This window comes from Dyadobacter sp. CY356 (assembly GCF_021440195.1).
Lineage (GTDB): Bacteria > Bacteroidota > Bacteroidia > Cytophagales > Spirosomataceae > Dyadobacter.
Genome location: NZ_JAJTSZ010000012.1, coordinates 136,439 through 159,630 on the forward strand (window position 1 = coordinate 136,439; position 23,192 = coordinate 159,630).

20 protein-coding genes are annotated in these 23,192 nt (G+C 41.3%); 14 read left to right on the forward strand and 6 right to left on the reverse strand.

Annotated features, from left to right (window positions below; genetic code table 11):
• Positions 1-3: 3 nt before the first annotated feature.
• From LXL81_RS27685 to LXL81_RS27700, 4 genes are all read right to left on the reverse strand, one after another.
• The gene (locus LXL81_RS27685) at positions 4-714 is read right to left on the reverse strand and encodes an ABC transporter ATP-binding protein (RefSeq protein ID WP_234651098.1); all 711 of its coding nucleotides are present in this window, start codon (positions 712-714) and stop codon (positions 4-6) included.
• Between the two features lie 36 nt (positions 715-750).
• On the reverse strand, positions 751-1,215 hold the full coding sequence (locus LXL81_RS27690) for a hypothetical protein (RefSeq protein ID WP_234651099.1): 465 nt from the start codon (positions 1,213-1,215) through the stop codon (positions 751-753).
• A 92-nt stretch (positions 1,216-1,307) separates the two neighbouring features.
• Positions 1,308-3,971, reverse strand: coding sequence for a hypothetical protein (locus tag LXL81_RS27695; protein WP_234651100.1), 2,664 nt, complete (start codon positions 3,969-3,971; stop codon positions 1,308-1,310).
• A gap of 130 nt (positions 3,972-4,101) precedes the next feature.
• Positions 4,102-4,311: a DUF433 domain-containing protein gene (locus LXL81_RS27700; RefSeq protein ID WP_234651101.1), complete on the reverse strand. Its 210-nt coding sequence runs from the start codon at positions 4,309-4,311 to the stop codon at positions 4,102-4,104.
• Positions 4,312-4,614: 303 nt separating this feature from the next.
• On the opposite strand from LXL81_RS27700, the gene atpD reads away from it, so the two are divergent.
• The 13 genes from atpD to LXL81_RS27765 all read left to right on the forward strand — a co-directional run bounded on the left by atpD (position 4,615) and on the right by LXL81_RS27765 (position 18,228).
• The gene (gene atpD / locus LXL81_RS27705; protein WP_234651102.1) at positions 4,615-6,135 is read left to right on the forward strand and encodes a F0F1 ATP synthase subunit beta; all 1,521 of its coding nucleotides are present in this window, start codon (positions 4,615-4,617) and stop codon (positions 6,133-6,135) included.
• An 81-nt stretch (positions 6,136-6,216) separates the two neighbouring features.
• A complete protein-coding gene (gene atpC / locus LXL81_RS27710; protein WP_234651103.1) occupies positions 6,217-6,459 on the forward strand; it encodes an ATP synthase F1 subunit epsilon in 243 nt (80 codons plus the stop codon).
• Between the two features lie 160 nt (positions 6,460-6,619).
• Positions 6,620-7,960: an APC family permease gene (locus tag LXL81_RS27715; protein WP_234651104.1), complete on the forward strand. Its 1,341-nt coding sequence runs from the start codon at positions 6,620-6,622 to the stop codon at positions 7,958-7,960.
• A 37-nt stretch (positions 7,961-7,997) separates the two neighbouring features.
• Entirely contained in the window at positions 7,998-8,459 is a 462-nt protein-coding gene (gene tnpA, locus LXL81_RS27720; RefSeq protein ID WP_234651105.1) for an IS200/IS605 family transposase, read from the forward strand.
• A gap of 486 nt (positions 8,460-8,945) precedes the next feature.
• A complete protein-coding gene (locus LXL81_RS27725; RefSeq protein WP_234651106.1) occupies positions 8,946-11,375 on the forward strand; it encodes a TonB-dependent receptor plug domain-containing protein in 2,430 nt (809 codons plus the stop codon).
• Positions 11,376-11,525: 150 nt separating this feature from the next.
• A complete protein-coding gene (locus LXL81_RS27730; protein ID WP_234651107.1) occupies positions 11,526-13,271 on the forward strand; it encodes a tetratricopeptide repeat protein in 1,746 nt (581 codons plus the stop codon).
• Positions 13,261-14,091: a DUF4292 domain-containing protein gene (locus LXL81_RS27735; RefSeq protein ID WP_234651108.1), complete on the forward strand. Its 831-nt coding sequence runs from the start codon at positions 13,261-13,263 to the stop codon at positions 14,089-14,091. Before LXL81_RS27730 ends, LXL81_RS27735 begins: the two co-directional genes overlap by 11 nt.
• A 96-nt stretch (positions 14,092-14,187) precedes the next feature.
• Positions 14,188-15,528 carry a murein hydrolase activator EnvC gene (locus LXL81_RS27740; RefSeq protein ID WP_234651109.1) on the forward strand — a complete coding sequence of 447 codons (1,341 nt, stop codon included), beginning with the start codon at positions 14,188-14,190 and terminating at the stop codon, positions 15,526-15,528.
• Positions 15,529-15,610: 82 nt separating this feature from the next.
• Positions 15,611-16,429 carry a 3-methyl-2-oxobutanoate hydroxymethyltransferase gene (gene panB / locus LXL81_RS27745; RefSeq protein ID WP_234651110.1) on the forward strand — a complete coding sequence of 273 codons (819 nt, stop codon included), beginning with the start codon at positions 15,611-15,613 and terminating at the stop codon, positions 16,427-16,429.
• 53 nt (positions 16,430-16,482) lie between these two features.
• Positions 16,483-17,214: an RluA family pseudouridine synthase gene (locus LXL81_RS27750; protein ID WP_234651111.1), complete on the forward strand. Its 732-nt coding sequence runs from the start codon at positions 16,483-16,485 to the stop codon at positions 17,212-17,214.
• A 6-nt stretch (positions 17,215-17,220) separates the two neighbouring features.
• A complete protein-coding gene (locus LXL81_RS27755) occupies positions 17,221-17,529 on the forward strand; it encodes a DUF6787 family protein (protein ID WP_234651112.1) in 309 nt (102 codons plus the stop codon).
• Between the two features lie 109 nt (positions 17,530-17,638).
• Complete coding sequence (locus LXL81_RS27760) at positions 17,639-17,920, forward strand: type II toxin-antitoxin system RelE/ParE family toxin (protein WP_234651113.1); 282 nt, start codon at positions 17,639-17,641, stop codon at positions 17,918-17,920.
• 11 nt (positions 17,921-17,931) lie between these two features.
• Complete coding sequence (locus LXL81_RS27765) at positions 17,932-18,228, forward strand: HigA family addiction module antitoxin (RefSeq protein WP_234651114.1); 297 nt, start codon at positions 17,932-17,934, stop codon at positions 18,226-18,228.
• 174 nt (positions 18,229-18,402) lie between these two features.
• Here LXL81_RS27765 and LXL81_RS27770 read toward each other — a convergent pair whose 3' ends face one another.
• Complete coding sequence (locus LXL81_RS27770; RefSeq protein WP_234651115.1) at positions 18,403-19,830, reverse strand: DUF5723 family protein; 1,428 nt, start codon at positions 19,828-19,830, stop codon at positions 18,403-18,405.
• The gene (locus LXL81_RS27775; RefSeq protein ID WP_234651117.1) at positions 19,827-21,752 is read right to left on the reverse strand and encodes an ATP-dependent DNA helicase RecQ; all 1,926 of its coding nucleotides are present in this window, start codon (positions 21,750-21,752) and stop codon (positions 19,827-19,829) included. The genes LXL81_RS27770 and LXL81_RS27775 overlap by 4 nt, the downstream gene beginning before the upstream one ends.
• Before the next feature lie 161 nt (positions 21,753-21,913).
• Between LXL81_RS27775 and LXL81_RS27780 the strand changes: the two genes are divergently transcribed.
• Entirely contained in the window at positions 21,914-23,188 is a 1,275-nt protein-coding gene (locus LXL81_RS27780) for a D-alanyl-D-alanine carboxypeptidase/D-alanyl-D-alanine-endopeptidase (RefSeq protein WP_234651121.1), read from the forward strand.
• Positions 23,189-23,192 lie beyond the last annotated feature (4 nt).

Below are 23,192 nucleotides of genomic sequence, written 5' to 3' on the forward strand. Positions count from 1 at the left end.
TCCTCAAACCAGGTGACCAACCTTCGTCGGATTTGGATTAATTGAATCAGATTCTACCAGACCATCCCGTAATCGTATGATCCTGTGGGCATAATGTGCAATATCTTCTTCGTGCGTAACCATGACGATCGTATTTCCCTTGCTGTATAACTGGTCAAAAAGATCCATGATTTCATAAGAAGTTTTTGAATCCAAATTTCCCGTTGGCTCATCCGCAAGCAAAATACTTGGATCATTAACCAAAGCGCGGGCAATGGCCACACGTTGACGCTGACCGCCTGAAAGTTCGTTAGGGCGGTGTCCGGCGCGGTTTTCAAGACCTACATTTTTCAAAGAAAGCATTGCTTTTTCCGTTCTGTCAGATTTGTTTAAACCGGCATAAATAAGCGGAAGAGCAACATTATCCAAAGAAGACATCCGTGGCAGCAAATTGAAAGTCTGGAAAACAAAACCAATTTCCTTGTTCCGGATTTCGGCCAGCTCGCTTTCCGTCATATCACTGACGTCCTTATTATTCAGAATGTATTTTCCGGTACTGGGTGTATCCAGACAGCCGATAATATTCATCAAAGTGGATTTCCCGGAACCGGACGGCCCCATAAAAGCAACATATTCTCCTTTGCTAACGGAAATAGTCACCGATTTCAGAGCCTGGATAACCTCACTTCCCATCACATAACGTTTTGAGATATCGGTCGTTTCAATGATTTTCATACTGACATTATGGTTTGATAGGAAAGTTTCAATTTATCAGGCATAACCAGACGCCGCTGCCGCCATTTTTTGAAAATAGGAATAAACAAAAAGTCCGGTAAGGATAATTGCCGGAGATATATTTTCTGCTTCAATTTCTCCCTTATTTTTCCAGAAACTGGTTTTGGAATAACGCGCATGGTTTTCCCCGTTTTTTACATTCCAGGTTTTGCGCATCCACGAATCGAAAGACCAGTCATAAGATTGGTTCTCATAGGTAATAACCGCGGTAGTTTTCCAGGAATTGTATTTAATATGCCCTAGTTCCCGGGTACCTTCGATATCCAAAATCTTCGTGGTAGGATTCCAAAAACCTGTTGTTTTAAACCGGATCATGTATCCGTTTAATTCTCCCTGCGCGTCATCTTTCCAGGTACTTCGTTTAATTAATCCGGCAATCAGCTTTCCACGAAAGATACGCGTTTCATTTCCACTCATCGTTGATGTCCACTGTAACGTCATAGCTCTCTGGATTTTTGTGAATTTAGCCGGTTAATGAAAATAAAATACCTTTCTTACGGCTACTAACACATTTCAAATGCTAAAATAAAAAATCACTTAAACTCCGCCCTTTGTTTTTCGATGAGAGCGCGCATAGGCTGATAGCGAGCGGAAAAAGCCTGATAACCGGCAGGAGAGGAGATTTCTTTCACCATAGCTTCTCCCTCATCCGCCTGACCGATAAGGCCTTGCTGCAAACTTAAAATTGAATATTCTTCCCAAAGCAATGGCGCACGATCATTAAATTTCAATGCATTTAACACAATACCATATGCTTTGGAAATCTGCTTTTTCTGACGATAAAAATTCGCACTTGCCGATACGATTTTCTCGTCAAAAGGGTTGGCATGAACAGCTGTAGTAAAATTCTTTTCCGAAGGTGATTTTTGAGCAATTGCAAAAAGGGAATCTGCTTTGGTTTTGGGAGCTTTGATATTGGCCAGCGTAGCCTGCAAATTCTGCAGTGCCGGACTTTTCTCTTTTTCCTGCAATTTTTCCAATAAAATCCCGCCAATAGCCTGCTGGCCGGAGAGGGCATAACCAACGGCCTGTCCAAGGGTTCCCTCGATTCCATCAACATTGGTAAGATGTTTGATTGCCAGATCATATAACCCAACCTGCAATAACCAGTGACCTAAAATTTTATGATAGATTTTGGCCTTTTCACCACCTTGTTCGGCCCAGGTTGAAAGTGTTTCAATTGCTTTTAATTTATCACCACTATAAAATTCCGGATAAAGGGCCGCCAACAAAAGATCCTCAGCAAGTAGCTGATTTTTATTCGCAAGTTTTGACAGAATCAGCGCAGGAAGACTATCTTGTCTCGCCTGGTTTTTGGCATAATTTACCAGATAAGCCAATCCGGCAACATTCAGGGACGAATCCGGTTTGATCGCAGTTTTGTTAAAATCCTGTTTTGAAAAATCCTGACGCAGATTCTGCACAGCGAGCCAATTTGCCTGCCAGGAAATATACTGATGCCTTTTGGTATTATTGGCCAATGAATCCAGCAGGCCGGAATCTGTGCTTCGTGCCCAGATTGCTAATAGATTGGTAGCCGGGACTTCTGGTTTTTTGCTTGTTTTTTCAGCTTTGTCCAGATAATAATGTGCTGAATCAGCAACATTGGTTTTGGCATAAAGCATACCCAGGTTATTCAGCAATTCTCCACTCTCCGGAAAAGTGCGAAGGCCTTCCTGCAAACTGAAAATTGCATCAAAAAACAAACTTTCCTGCATTAACACACCGGTTAATCCTACATAGGCCTGCGGTGATGGATTTTTTAACAAAGCCTGACGAAAGTAGTATGCGCCAGCTACTTTATCACCCTGCTTCAATGCCAGTGAAGCCAGAGCATAATTGGATTTATGATTTTGAAACTCCTGCTGCAAAGCCATTTTGTAATATTGCTCAGCCAGCGGATACTCCCCTGTGTTAGAATATAAATCACCTAATCCATTAAAGTATGCCGCAATTCCCTGATGTACCGGTAGTAATCTTTGGATTGAAAATAAAATGACAACACCAGCAAAACCAAATAATCTTGTTTGGGTCAGGCCGAAGCGCATGGGTTTATACAATACTTTATGAACAGCCAGATTCTGTTTAAAAACCGCGTAAAAGTTGATAATAATATAAAAAAGAAAAACGATACCCATCGCTAATTGTCCATTAACGACAACATCTTCAAGCACTTCCAGCAGCGGGTCGTTAGCAGTACCTGCTGCATATCCGGCAAATGCGCCTGTGATTATGAACATTCCTGCATATAACCAGAAACCTGTTGAACGATAGGAAAAAATGCTGCGCTCAGAATCAGCCCGTTTTTTAAACCCCCAGATCCCAAGTATACCTGCTGCAATGGCCAGATATATAGGGCTTAATAAAGTTAGATCCCAATCTATCTGTCTTGTATTTTTCAGATATAACAGGACAAGCGAAAGAAGGTAAAGGATCGTGATGACTAAAAAATTAGTAAAACCTGATTTCCCGGCTTTCATCTGCCCACTGGTACTAAGCCAAACCAGGCCGGCAATAATTTCCGTAGCTGAAATCAGCAGGAACAAAATGGAAATCAGAAGCCAGATCGGCATGGAATAAGACGCCGCAGTAAGTGCAGGAAAAGCGACCTGCGACAAAAATGTAACAAGCAATAAAAGGAAAATGGAAACCCCTGAAAGCCCCAGAATCCTGAATCCGATACCAAGGTCCGGGCGAAAAGCATGAAAATAATAACTTAGGCCTGCATATAATGACACAGTAAGAATAAATAAAACACGACTTCCTTGTCCGAATACACCAAGGGTTTCCAGACGGGCAGAGGCAATTAAAACGATAAAAGCCACCATGCCGGTCAGATACCAAAAGCGGGGCAAGGTGGTTAATGAGGCAAGCAGGAAGGATAAACCTACAATAATAAGCCCCCAGAATATTTTAACAGTTAGAAAATCGGTTTGCATCGTTGAAGCCACAAACTGCTCTGTGACAAGATTGGAAGGGCCAGAAATTCCGTATTGCCACTGATCAAATTTCAGCATATCGACAACCGTAGAAACGTCCGATAATTCACTCAAAACATCCCACCGGATCACATTGGCAAGCGGATCAATACCTTTGATTATAAAGAAAAGAAGGGCCAAAACGATCGTGACAAAAGCTGCAATAACAATGCGACGTTCAGAGGAAGACCAGACTTTCCAGAAAAAAAGTTCTTTCATAAATATTTTTTAACCCGATACGGAAAGATTACCAACGCCGTTTTGTGCTGTTTTGATATAATGAGTTAAAACTAACATTAACGTCCGGTAATTTCTATTAATCGGCTTTTTGAAGGGTTTGAAGTTTAGTTTACAATTTAAGGGATTCATATAAAAGGCAGGCTTTTATATCATTTATTTCAAGCGAAGGGAATTCCTCATTAATTATTTGATCCGCTGTTAAGCCATTTGCCAATAATTCAAGAACATCTGTAACTCTGATACGCATATTACGAATGCATGGTTTTCCACCGCACTGGTAAATGTTGAATGTGATACGGTTCAAAAGTTCAGCATTCATATTTAGTATTATTTCGTGTGTAAGTGTTTAAATATCGATCTGAATTTCATTTAAATCGCAGCCCGACGAAAATAAAATATAACTTAAAGCTTAATAACATTTGTCTTAACAAGAAAGAAAAAGTTCATTACAAAACTGATTTGGATAGCGATTCTGATAATTTCTATACACTTTTCACAGATTTTGGGCGATTTTCTAAAAAATATCCTATAAATCAAGTGTGACACTATTGGTACTGACCAAATTATCTCCTACTTTTGCGGTTCGAAATAACCTCTCATAGACTATACTAAAATTCTTATAATGGCAAACGCAACAAACTTAGGAAAAATTACGCAGGTAATTGGACCCGTTGTAGACGTATCATTTGAAGACAGCGAACGCATCCCGGCTATTCTTGATGCATTAGAGGTCATCAAATCAAACGGACAAAAAGTAGTTCTTGAGTGTCAGCAGCACTTAGGTGAAGACAGAGTTCGTACCATTGCGATGGACAGTACCGAAGGTATGTTCCGCGGGATGGTTGTAACTCCGCTTGGTTCACCGATCACAATCCCGACTGGTGAATCAATTAAAGGACGTTTGTTTAACGTAATCGGAGAGCCTATCGACGGTCTTAGAGCAGTTGACGCAACGGACAAACGTATTTCTATTCACCGTGCAGCACCGAAATATGAAGATCTTGCAACGGCGACTGAAGTACTTTTCACAGGTATCAAAGTAATTGATTTGCTTGCTCCTTATGTAAAAGGTGGTAAAATCGGTTTATTCGGTGGTGCTGGTGTTGGTAAAACAGTATTGATCCAGGAATTGATCAACAACATCGCAAAAGCATATGCTGGTCTTTCAGTATTTGCAGGTGTTGGAGAGCGTACCCGTGAAGGAAATGACTTGATGCGTGAGATGATCGAAGCTGGTATTATTAAGTACGGTGACGATTTCAAACACAGCATGGAAGAAGGCGGATGGGATATTTCAAAAGTGGATTACGAAACTTTGAAAGATTCACAAGCTACTTTTGTGTTCGGTCAGATGAACGAACCTCCTGGAGCACGTGCGCGTGTTGCCCTGACAGGTCTTACAGTGGCTGAATATTTCCGTGACGGGGATGGCGAAGGACAAGGACGTGATATCCTTTTCTTTATCGATAATATTTTCCGTTTTACACAAGCGGGTTCTGAAGTATCGGCTCTTTTGGGTCGTATGCCTTCGGCGGTAGGTTACCAGCCAACGCTGGCTACCGAAATGGGGCAGATGCAGGAACGTATTACTTCAACAAAACGCGGTTCTATTACATCTGTACAAGCTGTATATGTACCTGCGGATGATTTAACGGATCCGGCTCCGGCAACAACATTTAATCACCTTGACGCAACTACGACACTTTCACGTAAAGTTGCTGAAAAAGGTATTTATCCTGCTGTGGATCCACTCGATTCTGTTTCACGTATCCTGAATGCTGAAACGCTTGGCGACGCTCATTACGACTGTGCACAACGTGTGAAAAGTATTTTGCAGCGTTACAAAGAATTGCAGGATATCATCGCGATTTTGGGTATGGAAGAATTATCTGATGAAGATAAACTGGTTGTATCACGCGCCCGTCGTGTAGAACGTTTCTTGTCACAACCTTTCTTTGTGGCTGAACAGTTTACAGGTCTTAAAGGTGTGTTGGTAGATATCAACGATACAATTAAAGGTTTCAACCAGATTATGGACGGCGGATACGATCACCTTCCTGAAATGGCATTCAACCTTGTTGGTACCATCGAAGATGCTCAGATCAAAGGTGAAAAAATGATGGCAGAAGCTGCTAACAGATAATCACAATATTGATTAACAGCTGATAGCAAGATTTTTTATCAATGCTAAAAGCTGATTGCTAACAGCCAAAAGCCAATTAATATGCATTTAGATATCATTACCCCAGATAAAAAAGTGTTTGCCGGAGAGGCAAATGCTGTTACTTTACCGGGTACCGACGGACAGTTTCAGGTTTTGAACAACCACGCACCGCTTGTAAGCTCGCTTAAACGCGGAGACCTGGTTGTCGATATCAGCGGCGCCAAAACAACTTATACCATCGATGGTGGTGTGGTTGAGGTACTGAACAATAAAGTTTTGGTTTTGGCTGAGGCGGTTTTGTAGGGTAAAAAAAGATAAATTTTTAGTAGGGTGCACGCTTTCGGCGTGTACCCTATTTTTTTATACTGTTTAAGATACTCATCTTGAACAAATAGAAGTGACGTTTCTTAACTTTCTCTAAAGTTTAACTATTTTCGGAAAAGTACTTTTCCTGATCACTCCTATGACACAACCTTCTCCCAAAAAAGAACTTCTCAAAATACTTGGCGTCGGCTTTGGTATTGCCGTAACCATCGGTGGTACCATTGGAACCGGAATTCTTCGAAAACCAGGCCCCATCGCAGCGCAACTGGGAGAACCCTGGCTCATTATGGGCGTCTGGATTGCTGTAAGTTTATATGCTTTTCTGGGAACATTATGTACGATTGAACTCGGTACTTCTGTTCCAAAAGCTGGTGCCTGGTATGTTTATGCGCGCCGCGCTTTTGGTGATTATGCCGGGTTTGTCGTTGGAATAAACAGCTGGATGGGCACCTGTGCCGCATTGGGTTTCGGAGTTTATACCATGAGCGAATATCTCGCACTACTGATTCCCTCACTTCTGGGTTATGAACCTTATGTCGCCGCTTCAATATTACTGATCCTGACAGGAATACACTGGATTGGTCTGGCATTGGCCAGTACTTTTCAAAATATAATGAGTTTCCTGAAAGCTGTGGGACTATTTACCTTTGTGGCCGTTTGTTACATTTATGGAAATGAAATTTCCTCAGCCGATGCAACTTTAACAACGAGTAAAATTATCCAGAACGGAAGTGTTATAGGACCGGTCATATTTTCGCTGCAAGCCATTTTTTACACTTATGATGGTTGGCACACAGCCGCCTATTTCACCGAAGAAGATGAAAATCCGACAAAAAATCTTCCTAAATCAATGATCGGTGGTGTTTTGCTGATCATCATTATTTATCTGCTTTGCAATCTGGCAATACTTTACATTTTGCCAATGAATGAACTGGCCAACTCAAAACTTGCGGCCGCGGATGCGATCAAACTGATATTTGGGGAAGGATCTGCGAAAATTGTTACGATATTTTTGATGGTTTCCATACTCGGGATTGTGAATGCGCAAATGTTATTCAACCCAAGAGTTTTGTATTCCATGAGCCGGGATGGCTTGTTTATCAATGCTGCAACCTATGTAAACAAAGGCGGAACACCTGCGCTCGCCATGCCGATAACGGCTGCTGTGGCTATTGTCCTTATTCTGGTGGGGAAAGAAGCTTGCGAAAAACTGTCGGATATTGCTACTTTCTTTTTTGTATTGGGCTATACTTCCGGATTTGCTTCCTTGCTTATGTTAAGAAAAAAAGAACCGCTTTTGGCACGGCCCTGGAAAGTGCCGGCTTATCCGGTTTTGCCAATTCTGATGTTAATCATCTCATTAGCTTTTTTGGTTTCAGCTGTCGTGCAGGATATTTCAAGCAGTAAGTATTCAATTTTGTTTTTGGTATTGAGTTATCCGATTTTCCTGTCCGTTCAGCGGTTGAACAGAAGGAATTAAATCTCATTAATTAACACACACTAAACTTAATATTGACATGGCAGGTACTTTTTCACAATTGTATGTTCAGGTAGTTTTTGCTGTAAAAGGCAGGGAAAATTTGATTAGAAAGGAATTCAGGACTGAATTGCACGAATACATTGCCGGAATAATTAAAGGCAAAGATCAGAAACCCATTATCGTTAATGGCGTTGGTGATCATGTGCATGTTTTCGTTGGGCTCCGATGGTCAATGTCCGTGTCTGATTTGGTAAGAGATATCAAGAATAATTCTTCAAACTTTATCAATTCGCGGAAATTTGTCAAAGGTAAGTTTGCATGGCAGGAAGGTTTTGGCGCATTTACTTATGGACAATCGCAGATCGATTCGGTTTTTAAGTATATTAGTAACCAGGAAGCACATCATCAAAAGAAAACCTTTAAAGAAGAATATATTGATATGCTGGCGAAATTTCAGGTTCAGTATGATGAGAAATATTTGTTTGATTGGATTGAGTAATTTTTCAAAATATTTTTGATTTTATGATATTTGGTCGGGTTGGTTATGTCACCCGTTCCGGGTTTGGTTTTCGGCTCGATCTAACTTGCTATAATAATATCATCCCTTCGGGATTCAGGATAAAGGAAAGTTTATTAAATGTAGGCTTTATAATCCTGGGAAATAATCTAAACCATTTCATCTTAAAATTCGAATTGCAAAATCCCGAAGGAATGACATTATTATAGAAAGGTAACCACCAGCTATTTGTAAATCCTGAAAGGCTGGCACAAGGAATTACATAAATACATTTAAACCTAAATCTCACGAATCGAAAAATCCCGAAGGGATGACATTATTATAGAAAGGTAACCAAATTCAACCGCTTAAACCCTGAAAGGGTGGCATAGGAAATCTTAACCAAACCCATTCAAAAAACCCAAAATATAACCATGATAAAATCACCCTTCTAACCCTTTCATAAAAAATCAAAATTCATTATTAGCCATGCCCTTTAAACTCACCTTTCTAAAAACCATCGCTCTCGTTTTCGCAGTTTTTCTGCTTGCCTCCTACAAATGGGCGGACGATGATTTTTCAAAAATAATTCTTAGCCGTTTACAGGAATATCGCCGCATCTTTCCTCAGGAGAAGGCCTATTTACATCTGGACAAACCGTATTACATCACCGGCGACACACTTTTTTTTAAAGCATATCTGGCAGAAGGCTCCGTACATTTTGCGGACAGTGCAAGCCAGGTTCTTTATGTGGATCTTATTGATAAGAGAACCGGGAAAAACATTTCGTTAAGAAGAGTAAAACTCGACGGAGGTATTGGGAATGGCGATATAGTGCTCAACGATGATCTTCCAAAAGGAGCTTATGCCATCAGAGCCTACACCAGCTGGATGCGCAATTTTCAGGAAGACTTCTTCTTTCATAAAGACATTTATCTTTTCAATGACGATATTGAAAAACCTGCAAGTCCCGTTTCCGGGCTGGATGTCCAGTTTTTTCCTGAGGGTGGCCAGCTGGTAGCAGGCTTAAATACCCGTATTGGCTTTAAAGCGATTGATGAGTCAGGTTTGGGGCCGGATGTTGAAGGTTATATTCTGAATCAAAATAATGACACCATTGTCCCTATCAAAAGTGAGCACCTGGGTATGGGCAAATTCCCTTTTCAGCCTTTGGCTAATCAGAAATATACGGCTTATTTAAGAAAAAAGTCGGAGCCGTTTAAAGCTTTCAATCTCCCCGAAGTAAAACCGGAAGGCTTTATCATGATGGTGAATAACCTGACCACAACAGATAAAATGCGTGTTCTGATTTATGCCCACTTTGCTGATAATACGGAGAAGGAAGTGAATATTATTGCACACACAAGGGGTTTAGTCGCATTTGCGGCCAAAGGAAAAGTAACAAAAAAAGGGTTGCAGCTTAACGTTCCAACATCAGCATTTCCGGATGGGATCACACAGCTGACTCTTTTTGACCATCTGAATCAACCTGTATGTGAGCGGCTTGTTTTTATTGACCATGGTGACCGCCTGAATGTCAAAATCAATACCCAGAAAAAAATATATAAAATAAGGGAGAAAACGGAGGTTGAAGTGACGGTGACAGACAGCGCCGGAGCTCCTGTGGAAACCAATTTATCGGTTGCTGTTACCGATGCAGGGCAGATCGCTCAGCAGCCTTTCGACCAGAATATTGTTTCCTACCTGATGCTTTCTTCCGATTTAAAAGGAAATATTGAGCAACCTGCATATTACTTTGATCTTACAAAAGAAGACAGAAAAATGAAAGTGGATGTGTTGATGATGACACAGGGTTGGCGCAGGTTTGACTGGAAAGATGTTTTACAGGAAACCCATACTGCACCTGCACGTTTTGTTGAACAGGGATTTTCTATCCAGGGCGAAGTTAAACGAGGGAAAAAACCTGTTGAAAATGTAATGCTTTCGGTTTACCTTTCAAATGACAGTATCAATACTTTTCTTAGTACCGAAACAGGACCGACCGGATTGTTTTCACTCGACAATCTTGTTTTTAAAGATTCATTGAATGTCCGGTTACAAGGAATGAGCCCTAAAAACCGGGATGTGCTCAACATTCTTGTCGCTCCGTTTGACCCGCCTAAATTCACCATTTCCCGCATACCTTTTTACCCGGTTACGGTGGACGCATTACAAATGGCCGCTTATTTGAAAAGGGCAGAAGAATATCTGGCCATTGAAAAGAAAATCCGCGATAGCAGGGAAAAGTTATTAAAAGAAGTGACGATTCGCGGGCAAAAAGAGGTGCAGCGGGATTCCAGGAAATTATACAGTCGTGCAGACGCAACAATCAAAGTTTCATCCATGCCAGCCGGTGGTGCTATGACTGTTCTGGATATGTTACAGGGCCGCGTGGCTGGTGTGGTCGTTTCAGGATCGGGATCCAACGCTTCGGTGCGTATCAGAAATAGTAATTCAGAACCTACGTTTTTACTGGACGGTGTTCCGGTTGAAAAAGATTATATTACCTCTATCAATATTTTTGATGTTGAGACAATTGATGTGTTAAAAGGTGCCTCAGCTGCAATTTATGGCAGTCGTGGGGGAGGTGGCGTTATTTCCGTACTGACCAAACGTGCCAATGCGAACTATGATTATTCCAAAGATATCGTTCCGGGCGTGACCGTTGCCAAAATTGCAGGTTTCAATACGCCACGTGAATTTTACACACCACGTTATGACCTGGATCTGCCAAATAATAATATTCCTGATTACCGTTCAACTTTTTTCTGGGCTCCCATGCTCAGAACTAACAAAAACGGCAAAGCCAGGTTTAGTTATTTCAACACAGATGCCAATACAAATGTTACAATCCGGGCCGAGGCATTGACAGCCTGGGGAATACCAGGATCAGGTGAAGGAAGCTATTCCGTGCGATAAATGATTTTCTTACACGAATATTTTCCAATATCCGTTACTAAGGAGAAGGTCACGGGATTTCAGCCAATCAACACGAAAAAAATGGTACCTTTGCTGTTTATATTGAAATAGATGATCCGTCGAGATCGCTGATGGGCAACAAGATAAAATATGAGGATAGAATTATTCAGGATATTTTTGCTGACAAGCATTTTAATGGCTTGCGGGATTGCGCGTGTCGATGCACAGCGCAAAAGTAAAACCAATGAAAAAGAAAAATCCGCAGTGGTTTCAGGATTTCGGCTGGAAGAAGAAACACTTACCTCCGAAGGCATGAAGTTCATGATGACCGATCAGCCAGCCCGTGCACTTCCGGTTTTTGAACAGATCATCAAAAAAAGCCCATCCGACGGAGCCGGGTATTATTTGCTGGCCACCGCGCTGCTTAAACTCGATAAACAGGATGATGCACTTGTTCCTGCTAAAAAAGCATATGATCTGGATAAAACAAATCCGTTTTATGCCCAGCAACTAGCGCAGCTTTACGCAAAAAAAAGAAAATATTCCGATGCTGCTCAAATCTACGAGCCACTTGTCACCAAAAATCCTGAAAATCTGGAATACGGAATTGAGCTGGCTGCCATTTATGTTTTCAACGAACAATTTGACAAAGCGATCCAGACGTATGACCTTCTTGAAAAATCAATTGGTGTAACCGAAGAAATTACGCATCAGAAAGAACAACTTTATTTACGGGAAAATAAACTGGATAAAGCGCTGGCCGAGGCAAAAAAGCTGATTGACAGCGAACCCGGAGAAGCAAGTTATCGTGTTGAAATTGCTGAAATGCTGATTGCCAACGACAAAGTCTCGGAAGCTATTGGCCCCTTGCAGGAAGCATTAAAAATAAACCCGGATGAAGCCCAGGCGCATGTGCTTCTGGCCGATATTTATCGTCGGAATGGTGATGTTGAAAAATGTAATCAGGAACTGAAACTCGTTTTTGCTAACCCAAACCTGGATGCAGATCCAAAAATCCGTGTACTTTCAGGTTACCTGAAAATGCTGAAAACGGATGAGGAAATGAATGAAGCCCTGGTTTTGGCAAAGCAATTGGCAGATACACATCCAAATGAAGCACGTACTCAGGTCATTTATGCTGATCTATTAATGCGTCGCGGACAAAAAGCGGAGGCGCGTGATATGTATGCAAAAGCAGCCAGGCTGGATGGTTCTGTGTATGAGGTCTGGGGTGCGATTATCCAGTTGGACGGGGACTTAAATCAAGTGGACAGTTTATTGGTCCACTCTGAAAAAGCACTGGAAATTTTCCCAAATCAAGGCCTGTTGTGGTATTCAAACGGAACGGCACTTTTGATGAAGAAGAATTACAAACAAGCCATTTCATCATTTGAAGAAAGTCTGAAACTGATCACAGACAAACCGGATATGATCCCTTATATCCACGCTCAGCTTGGTGACGCATATAATGGCCTTGGAGATAATGTAAAATCAGATGCAGCTTATGATCTGGCTTTGCAGGAAAACCCTGACAATGATCACGTTTTAAATAATTATAGTTATTTCCTTTCTCTGCGTAAGGAAAAGCTGGATCTGGCATTAAAAATGTCGGAACGTTTAGTACAGCAGCACCAGGACAATCCTACTTATCTGGACACTTATGCCTGGGTATTATACATTCGTAAAGATTACAAAAAGGCAAAAGAATCGTTAGAAAAGGCAATTCAGGATACTTCCAATATCAGTGGCACGATTGTTGAACATTATGGAGATGTACTTTTTAAACTTGGCGAACGTGACAATGCCGTTCTCCAATGGAAAAAAGCGAAGAAAATGGGGGAAACAACTGAACTACTTGACAAAAAAATAGCAACCGGAACATTACATGAACAATAAGATTACAGTATGGTTCCTGGCTTTGGGCTGCATCTGGTTTACTTCATGCCACAAAAAACATCTTTCAAAAGGAACGACCAGGCCAACACTTGACTCGTCCTTCGTAGTAAAAGATTCTTCAAAAACGGATTCAGTAGTTGCTAATTCCGTAGCACCTGTTACGGTGAAAGAAGTTGCGTTTGACTATCTTTTGACAAAATCCAAATTTTCATTTCGCAGCAGCACACAGGATTTCGATAACACCAATGTCAACATCAGAATAAAAAAAGACAGCCTGATCTGGCTTTCAGTGACCGGCGTTGGTTTTGAAGTAGCGCGTGGTTTAATTACGCCTGATTCTATTGTTTTCGTTGATAAATTTCACAAGGAATACTTTGTTTTTACCTACGCACAGCTCAGTAAACAATATAATTTTGATCTGAATTTCAAACTTTTGCAATCGATCATTATAGGAAATCTGCCTTTCGCACCTACTGCCGATACAAAGGTTTTAAAGGAAAATGATTTTGTTGTCCTGCATCAGGAGAATGCCCGGATTATTTTGGATAACTATATTGATGAAAAAAATCTGAAACTGCAAAAGCTTAAAGCGGTTGAAGTACCTACAAAAAATACTTTTGTTTTAAATTATGAGGACTTTAAGGAGGTAAACGGTTTTCTGTTTCCTTTTGGCAGCCTCATCAATCTCGACGTCCAGTCTCAAAAAGACAAACAATTTTACCAGACTACCATGCGAATCAAGCATAACAAGGTAGAATTGGCAAGTAAAAATCCTGGATTCCCTTTTAGTATCCCTTCCAGCTATACCCGCAAAAGGTAAAAATCCAGATTCTCCACGCATTTATAGGCACAAAAACGTGAAGTCTGCTTAACTTTACACGCCCTTTAAGGTATTTTGGCAGCAAGAAAAATAAATATGCCCTTTCATCAACCGAATTATCGTCGTTTATTTTTGGTACTCACACTTCTGTGCGGTACTTCTTTTAGCGTATTTGCCCAAAAAACCCGGGAACAGCTCGAACGGGAAAAAAGTGAAAACCAGAGCAAGATGAATGAAATTCAGAGTATTCTGAAACAAACATCTTCCCAAAAAAACGTCAACCTTGGCCAGTTACGTGCCCTGAATCAGCAGATCAATAACTTAAAGAAAAAGATTGATCTGCTTTCGGATGATATGGCGATTCTGGATAAGGAACTTAAAACGCTTGAAAAAAAGCGTCAGGTTTTGGCCAATGATCTGGGTAAATTAAAAGCCGAGTATGGCGATATGATTTATGAAGCTTCAAAAAGAAACGTTTATCTGAATCAGTTGGTTTTCCTCTTTTCATCAGGCACCTTCAATCAGTTTGTTTTACGTTACAAATATTTAAAACAATATACTGATGCCCGTCAGGGACAGGTAAAACAGATGGAAGTTCTGGAAAAAGAATTGATGGCCGAACGCCAGCGTATTACTTCCAAAAAACAACAGCAGCAAACGGTACTTGTAACCCAGGTTTCGGAAAATACAAAACTCGAAGGACTGAAAACCAAACAGGATGAGGTTGTAAAAGAGTTATCCCAAAAGGAAGTTGAGCTGAGAAATCAGTTAGCCGAGAACCGGAAAGCGACTAATTTATTGGAAGCCAACATCCGCCGGATTGCGGAAAGAGAGAAAAAGGAAAGAGAAAGAAGGGAGAGAGAGGAACGTGCTGAACGTGAGGCAAAAAGAAAAGCTGAACGTGAACGTGTAGCACGAGAGAATGCAGAAAGAGAGAAAAAGGGAGAGGCAAAAGTAGTGGTAGAAGAACCAAAAGATGAGCCGGTGGTTTCGTCAAGCGGAATGAGTGATGAAGAAGTTACACTTGCATCGTCATTTGCAGCTTCGCAATCACGCTTATCATGGCCAACGAGAGGGTTTATTTCAGGTCATTTCGGGCAGCGTCCACATGCTGTTTTGAAAGGTGTGATGGTTGATAACCTGGGGGTTGATATACAAACCAATGCAGGAGAAACGGTTCGTTCGGTTTATGACGGCGTTGTTCTGGATGTAACACAAATGCCGGGAATGGGTAATGTTGTGGCCATTCAACACGGAAATTACATGACTGTTTACGCAAAAATGTCTGGTGTAACGGTTCAGGCCGGACAGAAAGTAAAAGCCAGGGAAACCATCGGGCGCGTGGCGACGGATGGTGACGGAACTTCTGAACTTCAATTCCAGATCTGGAAAAGTACTTCACGCCTGAATCCGGAAAGCTGGCTGATAAGGAGATAAGTTTTAATGATTAATTGTTAATGGTAAATTGTTAATGTCTTAGCATTAACCATTAATAATTGACAATTAACAATTAAAAAAAATGTCTATACATAGTTCTGATATAAAACGCGTTACGACCCACATCATTCAGGAAATGAAAACGCGGGGCGAAAAAATTTCCTGTTTGACTGCTTACGATTATTCCATGGCAGGTATTGTGGATGCAGCCGGCGTAGAGCTGATTTTGGTTGGCGATTCGGCTTCCAATGTAATGGCGGGTCATGAAACAACATTGCCGATTACGATCGACCAGATGATCTATCACGCCTCATCGGTTGTACGCGCTGTGAAGCGTGCTTTGGTGGTTGTGGATTTGCCTTTTGGTTCTTACCAGGGGAACTCGGGAGAAGCGTTACGCTCAGCTATTCGCATCATGAAAGAGTCCGGCGCACACGCCGTGAAACTGGAAGGCGGGCTTGAAATAAAGGAATCTGTAATGCGGATTTTGAGTGCCGGCGTTCCTGTTATGGGACATTTAGGTTTGACCCCACAGTCGATCTACAAATTTGGTACTTACACCGTTCGCGCCAAAGAAGAAGTTGAAGCTAAAAAGCTTTTGGAAGATGCCAAAATGCTGGATGAAATTGGTTGTTTTTCCGTTGTGCTGGAAAAAATCCCTTCGGCACTTACCAAACTGGTTTCGGAAAGTATCGCCATTCCGACTGTTGGGATAGGAGCTGGTCCTCATGCTGACGGACAGATATTGGTTCTGCATGATGTATTGGGAATAAACAAAGGGTTTAAACCACGTTTTCTTCGTCAGTATGCCAATTTAAATGACATCATGAACGAGGCAATCACAAATTATATTAAAGACGTTAAAGGCAAATCTTTTCCAAACGAAAAAGAGTCTTATTGATCACCTCCCTTTTGTTTTCTTTTATTAAACAAAAGTTTTAAAAACAGAAAATTATGGCAAAGCGCCCATTTCAGATTATATATGAAGACAATCACTTACTGATTGTCAACAAAGAACCAGGTATACTTGTGCAGGGCGATTCTACGCGCGACAAGCCGTTACTGGACATGTTGAAGGAATATATAAAAGAAGAATATGACAAACCGGGAGCAGTGTTTTTAGGAACCGTTCACCGTCTGGACCGTCCGGTTAGCGGATTGGTTGTTTTTGCCAAAACGTCAAAAGCGCTGGAAAGAATGAACGAGATCTTCCGTAAACGCGACGTTCAAAAAACATATTGGGCAGTTGTAAAAAACCGTCCGCCGGAAAAAAAAGGAAAACTTGTTCACTGGCTAATTAAAGATGAGCAAAGAAATGTAACCACTGCTTATGATTACGAAGTGCCCGGATCACAGCGTGCTGAGCTTAGCTACAGGCTTCTGGGTGATGTCAACAAATTCAATTTGCTTGAAGTAACACCGGTAACCGGCCGTCCGCATCAGATCCGCGTTCAGTTGGCCTCTATGGGTTGTCCGATTCGTGGTGATTTGAAATATGGTTATCCAAAACCAAATCCGGATGCAAGTATAAACCTTCATGCCCGCCGTCTTTTCTTTGAACATCCTGTAAAAAAGGAACCGATTATATGCAAAGCAGGCCTACCAAACGATCCGTTCTGGGAAGAATTCCTTCCTTTGGATACAGAAGTCATCAAAGCTGATCACCTCGGATTTTTATACGAATAAACCTGTATGATTGAAAAGTTAAAGCAGCGCTGGAATGTTAAAAATGGATGGGACGTATTAATCATCTTACTGGTTTTTGCCTGTACCGGATTTTCCATTTTATACATCAAGCGCGCACTTTTTAATCTGGTTGGCATATCGACAGAAACATCACCGTCCTGGCTTCTCTGGACGGTTAATATCCTGATCATTCTACCTCTTTACCAGGTTGTCTTACTCGCCTGGGGCTGGATCTGGGGCAGGTTTTCTTTTTTCTGGGAATTCGAGAAAAGAATGTTCCGGAGGATTGGGAGCTGGTTTGGGCGGAAAGGGTAGACTCCTATGATATAATTATACAAACGCTTTACTCTTCAATTGATTAACTTCTAAATTAAAATATTTGTAAAAATTGTAACCTCTTGGGTTTCACTGTATCTTTGTAATAATGATTGAAACCATTGCGCATAAAGGGCTTCGGTTACTTTGGGAAAAGAATAATCCTTCCAAGTTACCCGCTGAACAAGTGGAAAAGATCAAACGTATTTTGTCGGTTTTAAATACCGCAAAAACACTTGATCCGATTAAAGCAATTCCAGGCTATCGGTTACATCAATTAAGTGGTGATTTGAAAGGATACTGGGCAATTTGGGTTACAGGCAATTATCGGATTGTATTCCAGTTTGAAGAAGACAATGTATTTGATATCAACTATATTGATTATCACTAAAATAAACAGTAATGGAAAGTGAAATGAAACCGGTACACCCTGGTGCCGTTTTGCGGGAAGATGTTTTAAAAGAAATGAAAATATCCATCACAAAAGCGGCCAGGGAGTTAAACGTCAGCAGGAAACAGTTATCAGAAATTGTTAATGAAACATCTTCTATATCTGCTGAAATGGCAGTACGGCTTGAAAGTGGATTTGGAATCAACGCGGAATTTTGGCTGGATATGCAGAAAAACTTTGACATTTGGAAGGTCAAAAGTAGCGGCCGTGTCCAGGGCATTCACCGTATTCTGTCACAAGCGGTTTAAACGGGCACAAATCTTAATTTATGTATTTAGCTTAAACCAGATTAACCTCACCCCGCACTAAGCAATAAAACAACCACTATATTCACCCCAAAACCAATACGCCAGTTAGTCCAAACCTTACGCTGTTTAATCTTTTTAGCGTTTTTGGAATAACTTGCGTTATAGGCAGGCTGCTCATCCCTTCTTCTTCCACCCCTTCAATTTCCATGCACTCACGCCAACATAAGCCATACTTCCTCTCGCTCCACCACTTTTCATCAGTCCATTAATATTACTAAATCCAATAAAAATCGGCCCGAAATGCGCCAGAGCCCCGATCGCTACTCTTTTGTTCCCCTGAATAAACGAGATTGGAAAAGCAAAGTCAGAATCTTCATCCTCAAAACGTGGCGTGATGGTAAAAACGTTAGGTTGGGCCACACCAAGTATATTATCCGATTGTTCTTTAAAACGTTTTGTCTGGGATAACGTAACAAAAAAACCTTTTACCAATTGCACATCCGCTTCCCAATGTACCGCTTGCGGCAATTTCACTTTACTATTAAAAGTCGTATCAGAGCTTGCCGGATACAAATTCATGAGTCCGTCAGCACCTTCATTACCAATTATTTCCAGTTCCTTTTGACCGATGATCGTTTGTTCCTGCTGCCCGCCGATAACCCGGCTTCCGGTTGTTTTGTATTTTATGGATCCTATATCAGTTAATGACGCTGCAAGGCGCAGAATGTATTTCGGATTCTGGTCGAACGCCTCATCTTTATTTTGCCAATAATTACCTAACTCATAAGTCACACCCAGATCATATGCCCAACCTGCTGCATATTTATCAGAATTGAACAAATCGCCTAATTTCATTTTTTGATTTTGCTGGCTATATCCGGTTTCATATGAAAAATTATTCAAGACCAGTTCACTTTCATCTTGCGATCCGGTTACTTTTCTAACCTGGAAATTATCAACAGATCCTTTCAGATACCCGATTCTGGCACCAAAAATCCTTTTTCCAGTTGCTCCCACACGTAATTTATGCGCATCCAGATCAAGCAACTGTACCCCATAAGAAAAACTCATTTCAGAAAAACTCTGCTGAACCAAATTGAATTTTCCCCAGTCCGTACTTGCCACATTGTCCATTCCGGTATCCAGCCGTTTGAAATAAAGATTCCGGATATCATCCGGCACATTATTTCCTGTAACAAAACCTCTGGTTCTAAACTGAATGGCAACACCCTGATATTTTCCAATAGAAAACATGGCCGACGGCCACCGGATTTCACTGGTCAGATATATCGGATCTTTGTCAGTAAGCGAGCCCATGGTACGCGAACGGCCATATAATTCATCTTTGGAATGTGCGGCCAAAAGTGGATAGAAAAGAGAGTTTTTGCCTAAAAAAACAAAATAGCGGTGATTGATACTGCTTCCGATCGTACCAATGTTGACCTGCCACTTAAATCTTGAACCGGCAATAGCCGATGGATTTTCCGTCGCCCGGTATAGTCCGCCATAATTACTTGCAGCAAGACCCGGTATTTGTTGTGCGTAAGCTGATTTTGCCAGAAGGCCAAGTGTTATTGTTAGGTAGTAAAGTTGCTTTTTCAAGAATGATACTTGCTGTTTAAGGTCAGTTTCCCAACCTGGTCATAGTTTATAATTTCTTCGTCAATCAAATATCTTAACGTTTGCAGAAAAGGTTTTTCATCTACATTTTCAAATATCTGGCTCAAAGCCCGGGGCGTAACGGATCCGAAACTTTTCAAATAAAGCAAGATCTGGTTTCCCAATTCTTCATCAACTTCCGGCTTCGGTTCATTCTTTTTGTTTTTCAGACAAACGTCACAAACCCCACAATCTTTTCCATCCATTTCATTGAAATATTCCAATAAAAGTATGGTCCGGCAACGGTTTTTGTTTGAGGCATACTGAATAACCGCCCGGGCTTTCTGCCTGTCGCGCTCACGCCTCCTTTCGATTTCAAAAACATTGAGCGGCAATTGTTCCGCATCATATCTTGGTGTCAGGAAAGTGAGCTGCGGTTTATCTCTTCTGGGTTCATAATCCGCAATACCGCGTTCTTTGAGAAACGACAGTTTTTTAATGATTTCAGATTCTGTTGCAAAATAAATTTGCCCCAGCTCAGTTTCGGAAATCCGGACATACTCTGTAAAAAGTTCTCCCCCATAAATCCTGAGCAACAATTTCACAAACGAATCAAACTCGGGATTACGTATCTGAAAATCGTATAATTGCCGGTTATCTACTTCAAAATGCAGTCGGGCAGGATTATTAAAATTCTCACTCAATTGAATAAAACCTTCCTCTTCCAGCAGCTTTAAAGCATAATGTGTCTCATTTACAACAAGGCCAAAAGTCCCCGTAAACTTTTGTATATCAAAATCATAAGCCGAAAACTCGCCGCCGCCAACATGGATTTTGTAATAATTTGCCAAAGACTGGTAAACACGTCTTAAAACATCCATGGGAGGATATTTTTTTTCCACATTTTCCGCCAGCTCTTCCAGATCAATTTTATTAAAAAGTGCTACTGCAAATGCTTTTTGCTCATCACGCCCGGCACGGCCGGCTTCCTGGTAATAGGCTTCCAGATTATCCGGTAAGTCAAAATGAACCACGGCCCGTACATCGGGCTTATCGATTCCCATACCAAAAGCATTGGTGGCCACCACAACCCGAACCTGGTTTTTCAGCCATGCCGTTTGCCGGTCTGATCTTTCTTTATAAGGTAAACCCGCATTATATCCAGCCGCACGAAGGCCTTGTTTTGTGAGCCAGTCAGCCAATTCCTTGGTACGTTTTCTGGTTCTGACATAGACAATGGCAGTACCGGGCACATTTTTGAGAATCTGTAACAATTTCCTTTCCTTATTTTCTTCCAAAAAAGTAGAATACGACAAATTTGCCCTTGCAAATGACTGTCTGAAAACCCTGACAGGTTTCATTTCCAGTTTGTCAATAATATCAATCTGAACCTGTTCCGTGGCAGTGGCGGTTAACGCCATTACCGGCACTTTGGGAATCAGTAATCGGAATTCGGAAATTAACAGATAAGATGGGCGAAAATCATAACCCCAGGCAGAAATACAATGTGCCTCATCCACAGCCAGCAGACAAACTTTCATTTGCTTAGTCCGCTCAATCATAATCTCCGTACGAAGGCGCTCAGGAGAAACGTATAAAAACTTCGTTTGTCCATGAATACAATTGTCGAGCGTGATATCAATTTCGTGCCGGTTCATACCGGAATGAATTGCCGCCGCCGGAATATCACGTCTTTTCAATTGTTCCACCTGATCTTTCATTAACGCAATAAGTGGCGTTACTACAATACAAATACCCTCCATCGTCATCACCGGAACCTGAAAACAGATCGATTTTCCACCACCCGTTGGCAGCAGCAAAAGCGTATCATTTCCGTCCAGGACCGACCGGATGGCTTCTTCCTGCACAGGCCGAAACTGGTCATAGCCCCAGTATTGTTTCAGGACAGCTTGAAGGTTACTCATAGTATGCGTTTACAAAAGACTTGTGCTAACAACGCGCAAATTACTAAATTCAATGGAGTGATCGTTTCGAAAAAATTCGGTCGGGTTAAAAACTAAGGTTGTGCTTTCTTCGTTTTTTAGCCGAAACCACTAACTTTACAATCTATTTTTAACAGATTTCTATGCGCACGCTCCTCTTTCTGATTACATTAGTTTCATTGTCTGGCTGCTCGGTTTCCCATTATTTAAATCATGAAATAAAAAATTCCCCGGTTTTAAGTCAACAGCATACCGGTGTATCTATTAAAAATCTGACAGGCGATAAGGCATTAGGTTCTTATCAATCCGACAAATATTTTAATCCGGCTTCCAATACAAAATTATTCAGTTTCTATGCTGGTTTATGCGCATTGGGCGATTCGCTGCCCGGAATTGAATATCTGGAATGGGGCGAATTATTGATAATCCGCGGAACTGGTGATCCGTCTCTGTTGCATCCTGACCTTCCCAAAAGTGCTGTTATCGATTTTTTGAAAAGCAGAAAAGAACAGATATTTTTCTCTCCTGTCAATTTTAAAGATGAAAGATATGGGCCAGGCTGGGCGTGGAGCGATTATAATGATTACTATCAGCCGGAAATTTCCTCGATGCCGGTTTATGGAAACATAGTCCGCTTTACAGGCATAACGGACAAAATCTTCAAAGTAAGGCCGGCTTTCTGGAATAAGTCTATGGTGGCCGACACATCCATTCAAGGTATTAAAAGAGAAGAGTTCCAGAATACATTTCATTATTCCGAAAAAGCCATAACGTCAGGAAAATCAGTTGATATCCCGGTTCGTATGTCCGATCAGGTTACCGTTCAGCTTTTGAGTGAGGCCTTGAAAAAGGAAATCAAGCTGATTCATATTCCGCTCAGTATTGAGCTGAAAACCGTTTACAGTATCCCTTCTGATTCTTTATACAGACGAATGATGTATGTCAGTGACAATATGCTTGCTGATCAGCTGATGCTTTTGTATGCCTCAGCGAAAGGTCTGCCTTTAAACACGGAGCAGGCAATCAGTCATATGACAAAAAATTACCTGAGTGATTTGCCTGATAGTCTGGTCTGGAAAGATGGCTCAGGATTAAGCCGTTATAATCTTTTTACGCCAAGAACAATTACTGCTCTGTTACAGAAGATTTATGCAAAAGTGCCGCAGGAGCGTTTATTCAAAATTTTGCCAAATGGTGGAAGTACAGGAAACTTACGGAATTCTTTTAAAGGTGAAGCACCTTTTGTTTTTGCCAAAAGCGGAAGTTTCAGTAATAATTATAATTTGAGCGGTTATCTGCTTACCAAAAAGGGCAAGATGATGACTTTCAGTTTTATGAACAACAATTTCGCTCATCCATCGTCGGAGGTGCGGAAGGAGGTTGAAAGGATTTTAACTGAAATTCACCGTAAGTTTTAAGACA

What these genes read in the sequence shown, in the direction of transcription:
- LXL81_RS27725 (WP_234651106.1), top strand. Translation starts at nt 8,946, where the DNA reads ATGCCCTTTAAACTCACCTTTCTAAAAACCATCGCTCTCGTTTTCGCA.
- tnpA (WP_234651105.1), top strand. Translation starts at nt 7,998, where the DNA reads ATGGCAGGTACTTTTTCACAATTGTATGTTCAGGTAGTTTTTGCTGTA.
- LXL81_RS27765 (WP_234651114.1), top strand. Translation starts at nt 17,932, where the DNA reads ATGGAAAGTGAAATGAAACCGGTACACCCTGGTGCCGTTTTGCGGGAA.
- LXL81_RS27760 (WP_234651113.1), top strand. Translation starts at nt 17,639, where the DNA reads ATGATTGAAACCATTGCGCATAAAGGGCTTCGGTTACTTTGGGAAAAG.
- LXL81_RS27730 (WP_234651107.1), top strand. Translation starts at nt 11,526, where the DNA reads ATGAGGATAGAATTATTCAGGATATTTTTGCTGACAAGCATTTTAATG.
- LXL81_RS27700 (WP_234651101.1), bottom strand. Translation starts at nt 4,311, where the DNA reads ATGAATGCTGAACTTTTGAACCGTATCACATTCAACATTTACCAGTGC.
- LXL81_RS27750 (WP_234651111.1), top strand. Translation starts at nt 16,483, where the DNA reads ATGGCAAAGCGCCCATTTCAGATTATATATGAAGACAATCACTTACTG.
- LXL81_RS27755 (WP_234651112.1), top strand. Translation starts at nt 17,221, where the DNA reads ATGATTGAAAAGTTAAAGCAGCGCTGGAATGTTAAAAATGGATGGGAC.
- atpC (WP_234651103.1), top strand. Translation starts at nt 6,217, where the DNA reads ATGCATTTAGATATCATTACCCCAGATAAAAAAGTGTTTGCCGGAGAG.
- LXL81_RS27775 (WP_234651117.1), bottom strand. Translation starts at nt 21,752, where the DNA reads ATGAGTAACCTTCAAGCTGTCCTGAAACAATACTGGGGCTATGACCAG.
- panB (WP_234651110.1), top strand. Translation starts at nt 15,611, where the DNA reads ATGTCTATACATAGTTCTGATATAAAACGCGTTACGACCCACATCATT.
- atpD (WP_234651102.1), top strand. Translation starts at nt 4,615, where the DNA reads ATGGCAAACGCAACAAACTTAGGAAAAATTACGCAGGTAATTGGACCC.
- LXL81_RS27685 (WP_234651098.1), bottom strand. Translation starts at nt 714, where the DNA reads ATGAAAATCATTGAAACGACCGATATCTCAAAACGTTATGTGATGGGA.
- LXL81_RS27780 (WP_234651121.1), top strand. Translation starts at nt 21,914, where the DNA reads ATGCGCACGCTCCTCTTTCTGATTACATTAGTTTCATTGTCTGGCTGC.
- LXL81_RS27735 (WP_234651108.1), top strand. Translation starts at nt 13,261, where the DNA reads ATGAACAATAAGATTACAGTATGGTTCCTGGCTTTGGGCTGCATCTGG.
- LXL81_RS27715 (WP_234651104.1), top strand. Translation starts at nt 6,620, where the DNA reads ATGACACAACCTTCTCCCAAAAAAGAACTTCTCAAAATACTTGGCGTC.
- LXL81_RS27690 (WP_234651099.1), bottom strand. Translation starts at nt 1,215, where the DNA reads ATGACGTTACAGTGGACATCAACGATGAGTGGAAATGAAACGCGTATC.
- LXL81_RS27740 (WP_234651109.1), top strand. Translation starts at nt 14,188, where the DNA reads ATGCCCTTTCATCAACCGAATTATCGTCGTTTATTTTTGGTACTCACA.
- LXL81_RS27695 (WP_234651100.1), bottom strand. Translation starts at nt 3,971, where the DNA reads ATGAAAGAACTTTTTTTCTGGAAAGTCTGGTCTTCCTCTGAACGTCGC.